The 12688-nt window shown below is 61.4% G+C and carries 10 protein-coding genes and 4 tRNA genes; all 14 read right to left on the reverse strand.

Going from position 1 to position 12688, the window contains the following annotated elements:
• Positions 1-39: 39 nt before the first annotated feature.
• Positions 40-4230: a DNA-directed RNA polymerase subunit beta gene (gene rpoB / locus AC1VWL_RS08230; protein ID WP_282270678.1), complete on the reverse strand. Its 4191-nt coding sequence runs from the start codon at positions 4228-4230 to the stop codon at positions 40-42.
• Positions 4231-4543: 313 nt separating this feature from the next.
• Entirely contained in the window at positions 4544-4909 is a 366-nt protein-coding gene (gene rplL / locus AC1VWL_RS08235) for a 50S ribosomal protein L7/L12 (protein WP_282270680.1), read from the reverse strand.
• Positions 4910-4972: 63 nt separating this feature from the next.
• Positions 4973-5509 (reverse strand): 50S ribosomal protein L10, encoded by a 537-nt coding sequence (gene rplJ, locus AC1VWL_RS08240; RefSeq protein ID WP_282270681.1) that lies wholly within the window; start codon positions 5507-5509, stop codon positions 4973-4975.
• Between the two features lie 570 nt (positions 5510-6079).
• Entirely contained in the window at positions 6080-6778 is a 699-nt protein-coding gene (gene rplA, locus AC1VWL_RS08245) for a 50S ribosomal protein L1 (protein WP_303749023.1), read from the reverse strand.
• A 4-nt stretch (positions 6779-6782) separates the two neighbouring features.
• Entirely contained in the window at positions 6783-7211 is a 429-nt protein-coding gene (gene rplK, locus AC1VWL_RS08250) for a 50S ribosomal protein L11 (RefSeq protein WP_057630030.1), read from the reverse strand.
• 194 nt (positions 7212-7405) lie between these two features.
• The gene (gene nusG, locus AC1VWL_RS08255) at positions 7406-7966 is read right to left on the reverse strand and encodes a transcription termination/antitermination protein NusG (protein ID WP_057630031.1); all 561 of its coding nucleotides are present in this window, start codon (positions 7964-7966) and stop codon (positions 7406-7408) included.
• A gap of 10 nt (positions 7967-7976) precedes the next feature.
• Positions 7977-8387 carry a preprotein translocase subunit SecE gene (secE, locus tag AC1VWL_RS08260; protein ID WP_296253959.1) on the reverse strand — a complete coding sequence of 137 codons (411 nt, stop codon included), beginning with the start codon at positions 8385-8387 and terminating at the stop codon, positions 7977-7979.
• Positions 8388-8437: 50 nt separating this feature from the next.
• A tRNA-Trp gene (locus AC1VWL_RS08265) sits at positions 8438-8513 on the reverse strand.
• A gap of 104 nt (positions 8514-8617) precedes the next feature.
• On the reverse strand, positions 8618-9808 hold the full coding sequence (gene tuf, locus AC1VWL_RS08270) for an elongation factor Tu (RefSeq protein ID WP_481509898.1): 1191 nt from the start codon (positions 9806-9808) through the stop codon (positions 8618-8620).
• Positions 9809-9857: 49 nt separating this feature from the next.
• Positions 9858-9933 (reverse strand) — tRNA-Thr (locus AC1VWL_RS08275).
• Positions 9934-9971: 38 nt separating this feature from the next.
• A tRNA-Gly gene (locus tag AC1VWL_RS08280) sits at positions 9972-10045 on the reverse strand.
• Positions 10046-10073: 28 nt separating this feature from the next.
• A tRNA-Tyr gene (locus AC1VWL_RS08285) sits at positions 10074-10159 on the reverse strand.
• 136 nt (positions 10160-10295) lie between these two features.
• Positions 10296-11315: an isoaspartyl peptidase/L-asparaginase family protein gene (locus AC1VWL_RS08290; protein ID WP_482986357.1), complete on the reverse strand. Its 1020-nt coding sequence runs from the start codon at positions 11313-11315 to the stop codon at positions 10296-10298.
• Between the two features lie 197 nt (positions 11316-11512).
• Positions 11513-12556, reverse strand: coding sequence for a cyanophycinase (locus tag AC1VWL_RS08295; RefSeq protein WP_482986358.1), 1044 nt, complete (start codon positions 12554-12556; stop codon positions 11513-11515).
• Positions 12557-12688 lie beyond the last annotated feature (132 nt).

The raw sequence follows: 12688 nt of genomic DNA on the forward strand, positions 1-12688 counted from the left end.
TGGCGGCGCTGCTGCATCACTGCAGCAGCGCCTGCGCAATCAACCGCCTTCCAGTTCCATGTTGATGGCCAGCGAGCGGATTTCCTTCACCAAAACGTTGAAGGATTCCGGCATGCCCGCAACCATCTCGTGCTCACCGTCGACGATGTTCTTGTACATCTGGTTACGGCCCTGTACGTCATCGGACTTCACCGTCAGCATTTCCTGCAGGGTGTAGGCCGCGCCGTAGGCTTCCAGTGCCCAGACTTCCATTTCACCGAAGCGCTGACCACCGAACTGCGCCTTGCCGCCCAGCGGCTGCTGGGTAACGAGCGAGTACGGACCGGTCGAACGGGCATGCATCTTGTCGTCGACCAAGTGGTTCAACTTCAGGTAATGCATGTAACCGACCGTGGTCTTGCGGTCGAAGGCTTCGCCGGTGCGGCCGTCATACAGCTGCATCTGCGTCTTGCTGGCGTTGAAGCCCAGGCGAGCGGTTTCCGGTGCTTCATCCGGGTAGGCCAGATTCAGCATTTCGCGGATTTCCTCTTCCGCCGCGCCGTCGAACACCGGGGTTGCCATCGGCACGCCGTCGGTCAGGTTCTTGGCCAGGTTCAGCAGCTCTTCGTCGCTGAACTGGGACAGGTCCACGCGCTGCTCGGAGATGGCCGAGTCATGGTTGTAGATCTTGCCCAGGAACTCACGCAGCTCGCTGACTGCACGCTGCTGTTCCAGCATGCCCTGGATGCGCTTGCCCAGGCCCTTTGCGGCCCAGCCCAAGTGCACTTCCAGAATCTGGCCGATGTTCATACGCGACGGCACGCCCAGCGGATTCAAGCAGATGTCCACGGTGTTGCCGTCAGCCATGTACGGCATGTCTTCGACCGGCACCACGTTGGAGACCACACCCTTGTTACCGTGGCGGCCTGCCATCTTGTCACCCGGCTGGATGCGGCGCTTCACGGCCAGGAACACCTTGACCATCTTCAGCACGCCCGGTGCCAGATCGTCGCCCTGGGTGATCTTGCCGCGCTTGTCGGCGAAGCGACGCTCGAATTCCTTCTCGTGTGCCTGGATCTGCATCTGGGCACGTTCGATGGCGTCGGACGCGTCATCGTCCTTCATGCGCAGGGTGAACCAGTCGGACTTCTTCAGGCCGTCCAGGAACGCATCGGTGATCACGTCACCCTTCTTCAGGCTGGCGCCGCCGTTGGCAACCTTGCCCACGAGCTGCGAACGCAGACGTGCGTAGATGGCGCCTTCCAGGATGCGGAACTGGTCGTCGAAGTCCTTCTTGACGCGCTTGATCTCGTTTTCCTCGATCTGGCGTGCGCGCTTGTCCTTCTCGATGCCGTCGCGGGTGAAGACCTGCACGTCGATGACGGTGCCGTCCATGCCCGGCGGAACGCGCAGCGAGCTGTCCTTAACGTCCGAAGCCTTCTCGCCGAAGATGGCGCGCAGCAGCTTCTCTTCCGGGGTCAGCTGGCTCTCGCCCTTCGGCGTGACCTTGCCAACCATGATGTCGCCGGCGCGCACTTCCGCACCGATGTACACCACGCCGGATTCGTCCAGACGGTTCAGCGCCTGCTCGGACACGTTCGGGATGTCGGCGGAAATTTCCTCCGGCCCCAGCTTGGTGTCGCGTGCAACGCAGGTCAGTTCTTCGATGTGGATCGTGGTGTAACGATCTTCCTCGACCACACGCTCGGACAGCAGGATGGAGTCTTCGAAGTTGTAGCCGTTCCACGGCATGAAGGCGATCAGCATGTTCTGACCCAGCGCCAGTTCACCGATATCGGTGGACGGGCCATCGGCCAGCACGTCGCCGCGCGCGATCACGTCACCCACGTTCACCAGCGGACGCTGGTTGATGCAGGTGTTCTGGTTCGAACGGGTGTACTTGATCAGGTTGTAGATATCCACGCCGGCATCTGCCGGATCGGTGATCTCGTTCTCGTTGGCCTTGACCACGATGCGGCCGGCGTCGATCTGCACGATCTGACCACCACGCAGGGCGTTCACGGTCACACCCGAGTCACGCGCCACGGCGCGTTCGATACCGGTACCCACCAGCGGCTTCTGTGCACGCAGGGTCGGCACGGCCTGGCGCTGCATGTTGGCGCCCATCAGTGCGCGGTTCGCGTCATCGTGCTCCAGGAACGGAACCAGCGCGGCAGCGACCGACACGGTCTGCATCGGCGAGACGTCCATGAAGTGGACTTCTGCCGGCGGCTTGAGCAGCGACTCACCCTGGAAGCGGCACGGTACGAACTGCTCGGTGAGCATGTTCTTGGCATCGGTCAGGGCGTTGGCCTGGGCGATGACGTACTCGTTCTCTTCGATGGCCGACAGGAACTCGACTTCGTCGGAGACCTTGCCGTCATGCACCTTGCGGTACGGGGTTTCCAGGAAGCCGTACTTGTTGGTGCGTGCGAACACGGCCAGCGAGTTGATCAGGCCGATGTTCGGGCCTTCCGGCGTTTCGATGGTGCAGACGCGGCCGTAATGGGTCGGGTGCACGTCGCGGACTTCGAAGCCAGCGCGCTCGCGGGTCAGGCCGCCCGGGCCCAGCGCCGAGACGCGACGCTTGTGCGTCACTTCCGACAGCGGGTTGTTCTGGTCCATGAACTGCGACAGCTGCGAGGAACCGAAGAATTCCTTGATCGCGGCAGCCACCGGCTTGGCGTTGATCAGTTCCTGCGGGGTCAAGCCTTCCGACTCGGCCATCGACAGGCGCTCCTTGACCGCGCGCTCGACGCGGACCAGGCCCACGCGGAACACGTTCTCGGCCATTTCACCGACCGAACGCACGCGACGGTTGCCCAGGTGATCGATGTCATCGACCACGCCGCGGCCGTTGCGGATCTCGGTCAGCACCTTGATGACGTCCAGGATGTCCGAACCTTCGCCGTGTGCGGCGACCAGGCGCTTGGATTCCTCGTCGTTACGCTCACCGAAGTACTTGCGGTCGTACAGCACCGACTCACCGGTGACTTCCTTGCGGCCGACACGACGGTTGAACTTCATGCGGCCAACCGTGGACAGGTCGTAGCGCTCGAAGGTGAAGAACAGGTTGTGGAACAGGTTCTGCGCGGCGTCCTTGGTCGGCGGCTCGCCCGGACGCATCATGCGATAGATTTCGACCAGCGCTTCGAGCTGGGTCTTGGTGCCATCGATGCGCAGGGTATTGGACAGGTACGGGCCACGATCCAGATCGTTCACCCACAGCGTGCCTACTGCATCAACGCCCGCCTTGCGGAAGTTCTGCAGCTGCTCGTCGCTGATTTCGTCGTTGGCCTGGGCCAGCAGTTCACCGGTGTTGGCATCAACCACGTCGTGCGACAGGATGCGGCCGACGATGTAGTCGTCCGGCACGGCCAGGGCGGCAATGCCCGAGGCCTGCAGCTGCTTGATGTGGCGCGCGGTGATGCGCTTGCCGGCTTCCACGATGACCTTGTCGCCGTCAGCCAGGTCGAAGTTCAGCGTTTCGCCACGCAGACGCTCCGGCACCAGCTCCAGCTGCACGCCTTCGTCCGGGTTGATGTGGAAGGTGTTGACCTCGAAGAACTCGGCCAGCATCTCTTCGTTGTTGTAGCCCAGCGCACGCAGCAGCACCGACACCGGCAACTTGCGGCGACGGTCGATACGGGTGAACAGTGCGTCCTTCGGGTCGAACTCGAAGTCCAGCCAGGAACCGCGGTACGGAATGATGCGGGCGCTGTACAGCAGCTTGCCCGAGCTGTGGGTCTTGCCACGGTCGTGGTCGAAGAACACGCCCGGCGAACGGTGCAGCTGCGACACGATGACGCGCTCGGTACCGTTGACGATGAAGGTGCCGTTGTCGGTCATCAACGGGATTTCGCCCAGATAGACCTCCTGCTCCTTCACGTACTTGATCGCCTTGGTGGACGATTCGCGGTCGTAGATGACCAGACGCACGGTGACGCGCAGCGGCGCGCCGTAGCTCATGCCACGCTGGCGGCACTCGCGCTCGTCAAACACCGGATCGCCCAGCTTGTAGCCGACGTATTCCAGGGCAGCATTGCCGCTGTAGCTGGAAATCGGGAACACCGACTTCAGCGCAGCATGCAGGCCGTGGTCGGAGCGCTTGGCCGGATCGATGTTTTCCTGCAGGAATTCGCGGTACGAATCAACCTGGATCGCGAGCAGGAACGGCACCTCGAGGATCGAGCGCTGCTTGCCGAAATCTTTGCGGATGCGCTTTTTTTCGGTGTACGAATAGGACGTCATGAGGTCTTCCACCTTGTTGTGCGAGCCGTGCGTCCACGACCCGTAAGGAAATCTTGAAATTGTCAGTTGGAAGTCGCTGGTATTGCCGGCACCAGCACGCCTTCTATTGCTACTTCCAACTGCCAACTCGCTTGTATCGGCTGCGGGTCACCCCATCGTCTGGAGCGCAGCGCCTGACACTTGCCACGTTGGTCTTTCTATTGCCTGCCAGGCACGCCCGGCATTACAACGGTTTGAAACGACCAAAGGCCGGGGGCTTTACGCCCCCAGCCTTGGCTGCATCGCCGTGAATCGATGACGATGCAAGAACTGATTACTTCAGCTCGACGGTCGCGCCGGCGGCTTCCAGTTCCTTCTTGAACTTGTCGGCGTCTTCCTTCGAAGCGCCTTCCTTCACGACGCCACCGGCTTCAGCCAGGTCCTTCGCTTCCTTCAGGCCCAGGCCGGTGATGGCGCGGACGGCCTTAATCACTTCGACCTTCTTCGCGCCGGCATCCTTCAGGATGACGTTGAATTCGGTCTGCTCTTCAACAGCAGCAACCGGGCCAGCAGCAGCAACTGCAACCGGGGCAGCAGCCGACACGCCGAACTTCTCTTCGATGGCCTTGACCAGCTCCATCACTTCCATCAGGGACTTTTCGGCGATTGCGTCGACGATCTGATCGTTGGTAAGGGACATTTTGATTACCTTTTGAAAATATTCTGGATTGAGGTTCCGTGCGGAACCACGGAGACGTCGAACTTAGACGGCTTCAGCTTCAGCGGCCGGCGCTGCAGCTTCCGCTGCGCCACCTTCCTGCTTCTCACCGATAGCCTTGACGGCGCGGGCGAACATGGTGACCGGCTCGGTCAGGACGCGGGCCAGCATGGCCAGGGCCTGATCACGGGTCGGCAACGATGCCAGCACGTCGACGTGGCTGGCCGGGAAAACTTCCCCGCCGATTGCCACGACCTTCGCCTTCAGCTTGTCGTTACCCTTGGCGGCTTCCTTGATCAGGCGACCGGCTGCGCCGGGCTCCTCAAGCGAAAACGCATACAGCAACGGACCAACCATCTGGTCTTTTGCAACTGCGAAATCGGTGCCTTCAACGGCGCGCGAGGCCAGCGTGTTCTTGACAACCTTCAAGAAAACACCGGTTTCGCGGGCCTGCTTACGCATCGCGGTCATCTGAGCGACCGTGGTGCCAGCGTATTCGGCTGCGATCAAGGAGTGGGCCTTGGCGGCGACGTCTGCCAGCTCGGCGACTACTTCTTGCTTCTGGGACAGATTGAGAGCCATTGCACTCCTCCGTTTAAGCTGGGACTGGGAATTCGGGATCCGGGATTGGCAAGAGCGGCAATGCCACTGCTGCAGGCCTCCCTGGCCGAACCTCAACACCCTGCTTCAAACATATTCCGCTTACGGCTCCTAGCCGTGTGCGGTCCTGGGCGGCATCCGTCCTGGACGCCGGGAACATCGGGTGATGTTCCGGTGGTGGCCGTTCTAGAGCTGGAGTGCAAACCCGGGCAAACCCGGACGTACGTGAACCAGAAAAATCCAGAAGGGCGGCACCATCTACGCAGGGTGATCCGAGAACGAATCGATTAAGCGATCTCGCTGTGCCGGCGGCGACTCCTTGCCAAATCGAGCTTCCATGCCCGTCGCCGGTATGCGCTGACCGCGCCTGCGGTCTTTGACGGCTCCACGCAGGTCACCCTGCGCGACGCCTTCAAAAGTCAGCATCACCGTTGCCGGTGACGCTGGTGTTTCTTGTTGCTCTGAAGCCCAAGAGCATCAGAGCGATCCCCGCCTTCGCGGGGATGACGTGCCGGCAAAGCCGTGCGCGCTATGCGCGCACGGGCCGGTACGTCACTTCAGGGTCAGCGAGGACTGATCAACAGTCACGCCCGGGCCCATCGTCGAGCTGACCGACACCTTCTGCAGGTACAGGCCCTTCGAGGTGGCCGGCTTGGCCTTGATCAGGTCAACCAGCAGTGCCTGCAGGTTCGACTGCAGCGCGCCGTTTTCGAAGCTGGCCTTGCCGATGGTGCAGTGGATGATGCCGGCCTTGTCGGTGCGGTAACGCACCTGACCCGACTTGGCATTCTTGACGGCTTCGCCCGGGTTGGCCGAAACGGTGCCGACCTTCGGGTTCGGCATCAAGCCACGCGGGCCCAGCAGGGTGCCCAGCTTACCGACAACGCGCATCGCGTCCGGGGTAGCAATGACGACGTCATAGTTCAGATCGCCGGCCTGCATCTTCTCAGCCAGGTCGTCCATGCCGACGGCTTCGGCACCAGCGGCCAGGGCTTCGTCAGCCTTGGCACCGGCCGGAGCGAACACGGCAACGCGGACCGACTTGCCGGTACCGGCCGGCAGCACGGTGGAACCGCGAACCTGCTGGTCGGACTTCTTGGCATCCACGCCCAGACGCACGGCCACGTCGATCGACTCGACGAACTTGGCCTTGGTGGCGGTCTTCAGGATGTTGATTGCGTCCTCGAAGGCGTATGCCTTGCCCGGGACGATAGCGGCCTTGATGGCCTTCTCACGCTTGGTCTGTGCCATCAGATTAACCCTCTACCACCAGGCCCATGGAACGGGCAGAACCCGCGATCGTACGCACGGCGGCGTCAAGGCTGGCAGCCGTCAGATCCGGCTCCTTTGCCTTGCAGATTTCTTCCAGCTGCGCGCGAGTAACCTTGCCCACCTTGTCGGTGTTCGGCTTCTTCGAGCCCGAAGAAATGCCAGCAGCCTTCTTCAGCAGCGTGGTCGCCGGGGTGCTCTTGGTGATGAAGGTGAACGTACGGTCCGAGTAGGCCGTGATGATCACCGGCACCGGCAGACCCGGTTCCAGCTTCTGCGTGGCAGCGTTGAACGCCTTGCAGAATTCCATGATGTTCAGGCCACGCTGACCCAGCGCAGGACCGACCGGCGGCGAGGGATTGGCCTGACCGGCCTTTACCTGCAGCTTGATATAACCGACAACTTTCTTTGCCATTAGAGTGCTCTCCGGGTGCTAGCGCCTTGCGACAACAGGCTCCCCATCGGACCGGGAATCACGCGTCCCGGCATCGCGTTGTGAAATCGCACCAAAGGCCACCTCGCGGCAGCCCTTGATTTGCTCCCTCATTGGGGAGCCGAAAATTGTAGCAGCTTTTTGCGACGCCACCTGAACAGGTGACACGCAGCGCCTTAGATCGCCTTCTCGACCTGGCCGAATTCAAGCTCGACCGGGGTGGCGCGACCGAAGATCAGCACCGAGACGCGCAGGCGGCTCTTTTCGTAATTAACTTCTTCGACAACGCCGTTGAAATCGTTGAACGGACCTTCGGTGACACGAACCATCTGGCCCGGCTCGAACAGTACCTTCGGACGCGGCTTCTCGACCCCTTCCTGAACGCGATTCAGGATGGCAGCAGCTTCGCTGTCCTGGATCGGCAGAGGCCGGTCAGCAGTACCACCGATGAAACCCATGACCTTCGGGGTTTCCTTGACCAGATGCCAGCTTTCGTTGTCGATGCGCGGGATACCGGCTTCTTCGTGGGTCTCGATCTGTACCAGCACGTAACCCGGGAAGAACTTGCGCTCGGAGCGGCGCTTCTGGCCAGCGCGCATTTCCACCACTTCTTCCGTGGGGACCAGCACGTCGCCAAAAAGCTCCTGCATCTCGTCACGCGCAATGCGATCACGCAGTGCCTGCGCAACCGACTTCTCAAAACCTGAATAGGCGTGAACGACGTACCAACGCTTCACAGATATCTCCTTAACGACCCAGGAACCACTGGGTCAGCTTCTGGATCACGAAGTCGAAGCCACCCAACAGCAGGCTCAACACGATCACCACCACAACCACCACCCACGTCATGCGGATAGCTTCCTGGCGGGTCGGCCACACGACCTTGCGCAGCTCGAAACGGGATTCAGAAAGGAATTCGATTGTCTGACGACCCTTCGTGGTCAGCATGAACACTGCACCACCGGCCACCAGACCCAAAACCACTGCCAGCGCACGCCACTGACCGGCCCATGCACCCAGCTGGGCAGCACGCGGCTGATCGGCAAACCAGAACCAGACAAACAAACCAGCCAGCACCAACAGCGCAGCGCCGACGTACTTGACGATATCGCCACCAGAAGACGCGGCGGGCTTGGAATGTTCGATCTTGCTGTTCATCCGACTCTTGTAGCTGGTGCGACCAAGGTCACTGGATAGAGAGTTGCAAATGGCACGCCAGGAGGGACTCGAACCCCCAACCTGCGGTTTTGGAGACCGCTGCTCTGCCAATTGAGCTACTGGCGTAAAACTTGACTATTACACATCACCTTAGACGGCGAAGGCGGACCGAGGTACCCGGCCCGCCATCCGCGCCGCCAACAGCAGTTACTGCTGGCGCTACAGGCTTATTAAGCGACGATCTTGGCAACCACGCCGGCGCCGACGGTACGGCCACCTTCGCGGATTGCGAAGCGCAGGCCTTCGTCCATTGCCACCGGGTTGATCAGGGTGACAACCATCTTCACGTTGTCGCCCGGCATCACCATCTCGACGCCTTCCGGCAGCTCAACCGCACCGGTGATGTCGGTGGTACGGAAGTAGAACTGCGGACGGTAGCCCTTGAAGAACGGGGTGTGACGGCCGCCCTCGTCCTTCGACAGGACGTACACTTCGGCTTCGAACTGGGTGTGCGGCTTGATCGAACCCGGCTTGGCCAGAACCTGGCCACGCTCGACGTCGTCACGCTTGGTGCCGCGCAGCAGCAGACCGGCGTTGTCACCTGCCTGACCCTGGTCCAGCAGCTTGCGGAACATTTCCACGCCGGTGACGGTGGTCTTCTGGACCGGACGGATACCGACGATTTCGATTTCTTCGCCGACCTTGATCACGCCGCGCTCGATACGACCGGTCACCACGGTGCCGCGGCCCGAGATCGAGAACACGTCTTCCACCGGCATCAGGAACGGCTTGTCGACGTCACGCTCCGGGGTCGGGATCCAGCTGTCCAGTGCATCGACCAGCTTCAGGATGGCCGGCACACCGATGTCGCTCTGGTCGCCTTCCAGCGCCATACGAGCCGAACCGTGCACGATCGGGGTGTCGTCGCCCGGGAAGTCGTACTTGCTCAGCAGCTCGCGGACTTCCATTTCGACCAGTTCCAACAGCTCGGCATCGTCAACCATGTCGGCCTTGTTCAGGAACACGACGATGTACGGCACGCCGACCTGACGCGACAACAGGATGTGCTCGCGGGTCTGCGGCATCGGGCCGTCAGCAGCCGAACAGACCAGGATCGCGCCGTCCATCTGGGCAGCACCGGTGATCATGTTCTTGACGTAGTCAGCATGGCCCGGGCAATCCACGTGGGCGTAGTGACGGGTAGCGGATTCGTACTCAACGTGTGCGGTCGAGATCGTGATGCCACGTGCCTTTTCTTCCGGCGCGGCGTCGATCGAGGAGTAATCCTTGAACTCGCCACCGAAGCGCTCTGCACCGATCTTGGTCAGTGCGGCAGTCAGCGTGGTCTTGCCATGATCGACGTGGCCGATAGTACCGACGTTGACGTGCGGCTTGGTACGCTCGAACTTGCTCTTGGACATGGCTGCTTCTTCTCGGTAACAGGGTTAGTTGTGCACTATCTGCGAAAGATGGTGCTCACGAAAGGAATCGAACCTTCGACCTCCTCCTTACCAAGGAGGTGCTCTACCGACTGAGCTACGTGAGCGAGTTGTCTATTATGCCGTGTTTTTTCGTTTCGTTCAATGGAGCGGGAGACGGGAATCGAACCCGCACCATTAGCTTGGAAGGCTAAGGTTCTACCGTTGAACTACTCCCGCACCGGGAAAACACGTCACAACATAAAACTGGTGGAGGGAGGTGGATTCGAACCACCGAAGGCGTAAGCCAGCAGATTTACAGTCTGCCCCCGTTGGCCGCTTGGGTATCCCTCCATTCCACTCCCTTGTCGAGGACCGCGGCCTTGCCGGTCAGGGGTGGGTGAGCTCGCTATTTTGGTGATCAGCGCCGATGCTGTCAACAGAAATCTTCACATTCGGTGAAATTTCTTTTTCGGCATCGCGGTGCCGGTCACTCGCCGGGCATCTTAATCTTTTCGTCGGCAAAAATCGCCACGTGTGGCACGCCATCGGCACCAATCCAACCGCGATACATGCCTTCGGTATTGAACGGCATCGCCGCCTTGCCATCCGCAGACAGAACGATACCGCCGCCATCGCCGCCGAGCTCTGGCACGCGCTTGACGATCACTTCATCGCCAGCCTGTGCAGGTGTTTCCTTCAGGTACTTCATGCGTGCACAGATCTCATGCGCGACGGACAGGCGGATGTAGTACTCACCCCAGCCCGTGCCTGAAACCGCGCACTGATCATTGGCATAGGTACCCGCGCCGATGATCGGCGAATCACCAACACGCCCATAGCGTTTGTTGGTCATGCCGCCAGTGGAAGTACCCGCGGCGAGCTTGCCCTGGTTGTCCAGCGCAACCGCACCGACGGTGCCGAAATGCTTGGCGGTCTCCAGGTCGGCATGTGCCTGCCCTGCAGTCTCTTCCCTCAATGCACGCTGCAGCTGCTCCCAGCGCTTCTCGGTACGGAAGTAGGACGGATCCACCAGCTCGATCTTCTGCTCGGCGGCAAACATCTCCGCGCCCTGCCCCACCATCATCACGTGCGGCGAATGCTCCATCACCGCGCGCGACAGCAGGATCGGGTTCTTGACCGTATGCACGCCAGCGACGGCACCGGCACGCAGCGTGGCGCCATCCATCAGCGAGGCGTCCAGCTCATTCTTGCCGTCATGGGTGAACACCGCACCGCGACCTGCATTGAAGGTCGGATCGTTCTCCAACACTGTGATCGCCGCAGTCACCGCATCCAGTGCCGGCTTGCCAGCGACCAGTGCCTGATGACCTTGACGCAATGCCTCGGTCAGCGCCGCACGTGCGGCGCGCTCTTCTGCAGCGCTGAAATCCTTGCGCTCCACCCCCGCCCCGCCATGGATGACCAACAGGGGAGAAACCTCGGCTGCCGTAGCAGCTCCCGAGGACAGCGACGCCAGGCCCAGCAGTACTGCAGAAGTCAGCTTCATGTTTCTTCACTCCCGAATGGAAGCCCGATTCTAGGCAGGTGCCTGCCACTCTGAACAGTCACCATGGTCGCAGGCACCGCCGCTCCATCGCCAGCCACGCCAACGCGGCAGTCTCCGCCCCCAACAGCCGCGCCGCGCGCCAAGGGACCACAAAAAAAAGGGGCCGAAGCCCCCTTTTTTCTGTTGATCGCACGCACTCAGTTGGGATGCAGCTCCAACTCGCCGTCGACGACACTGGCCATCGCGGTGAAGGCGGCATTGTCGACCTTGAAGCCATCCAGATGCAGGCGACTACCCGCGCCCACGCCTGTGACCGGAATCGAACTGAATTCCAACGGCTCACCATTGCTCAGGCGATCAGCCGTGCGGCGCGGCATCACCAGCCATGCATAGCCATCGACCAGCGAGTACACCCGGCCACGTCCATCGGCCTCCACGCACAGCGCGGTGTCCTCATCCACGCCGATACCGACGATGTCGTCCTGGCCCTTGTCCTGGGCAGCGCGGGCGACGAAGACAATCAGGCGCCCCAGGCGATCACGCTTGGCGAAATGGGTGTCGGTCACCACGTTCGACAGGTAGGGCATGGTCAGGAAATCCCGATCCATGGTCACCTCGCTGCCCATCGGGTCGCTCAACGCAGTCGGCGAATTGACACTGCCGCCATCCAGCGCGCCATAGGAATAGCCACCAAGGATGGCCAAGCCCGCACTGGTGCCACCAATCGGCTTGCCCGCGCGGACATGCTCATTGAGCAGGGCATTGAGCTCGGTGCCCTTCCAGAAACGGATGTAGCGCGACTGGTCACCGCCAGCGATGAAAATCGCATCGGCGCCACGCACCACCCGCAGCACGGCCGGATCGTCGGCCGCCTTGCGGCTGTCGAACACCAGCGTCTGCACCGCGGTGACGCCGCCGATGTCGTAGTACAGCTCCTTCTGCATGTTGTCGTCGCCAGAGGCGCGCAGGATCACCACGCGGCCGTGGCCTGCCCGCTCAACCCACCAGTGGAAGGCTTCCGGCACCCAGTCGCCGCCGCCCATCAACATCATGGCCGCCTCGGTCTTGCCCGGGCGGGGGGCATCCAGATCACCCACTTCGTAGTAGCGATAGCCAGCAGCGCTGATGGCGCGCGAATCCTCGGCGTGGGCCACGCCCCCCGCAGCAATAGCCGCGATAGCCAGGACCACTCGCCCCAGCCAAGAACTCTTACGTTTCATAGCGCCCTCTACCCGATCCATGTAATCGCTTACAGCTGTAATGCCAGACTTTCTGGCAGTGGTCAAGCGTGTAAAAAAGGTGTTAGATGCAGTGACCCCATTCACATTACAGACAGGGTTGGCCGGCATTCCCCTACATGCCGACAGGACAAA

This window comes from Stenotrophomonas sp. STEN063 (assembly GCF_056854515.1).

What these genes read in the sequence shown, in the direction of transcription:
- secE (WP_296253959.1), bottom strand. Translation starts at nt 8,387, where the DNA reads ATGAACAGCAAGATCGAACATTCCAAGCCCGCCGCGTCTTCTGGTGGC.
- rplJ (WP_282270681.1), bottom strand. Translation starts at nt 5,509, where the DNA reads ATGGCTCTCAATCTGTCCCAGAAGCAAGAAGTAGTCGCCGAGCTGGCA.
- rplA (WP_303749023.1), bottom strand. Translation starts at nt 6,778, where the DNA reads ATGGCACAGACCAAGCGTGAGAAGGCCATCAAGGCCGCTATCGTCCCG.
- rplK (WP_057630030.1), bottom strand. Translation starts at nt 7,211, where the DNA reads ATGGCAAAGAAAGTTGTCGGTTATATCAAGCTGCAGGTAAAGGCCGGT.
- AC1VWL_RS08290 (WP_482986357.1), bottom strand. Translation starts at nt 11,315, where the DNA reads ATGAAGCTGACTTCTGCAGTACTGCTGGGCCTGGCGTCGCTGTCCTCG.
- rpoB (WP_282270678.1), bottom strand. Translation starts at nt 4,230, where the DNA reads ATGACGTCCTATTCGTACACCGAAAAAAAGCGCATCCGCAAAGATTTC.
- tuf (WP_481509898.1), bottom strand. Translation starts at nt 9,808, where the DNA reads ATGTCCAAGAGCAAGTTCGAGCGTACCAAGCCGCACGTCAACGTCGGT.
- rplL (WP_282270680.1), bottom strand. Translation starts at nt 4,909, where the DNA reads ATGTCCCTTACCAACGATCAGATCGTCGACGCAATCGCCGAAAAGTCC.
- AC1VWL_RS08295 (WP_482986358.1), bottom strand. Translation starts at nt 12,556, where the DNA reads ATGGATCGGGTAGAGGGCGCTATGAAACGTAAGAGTTCTTGGCTGGGG.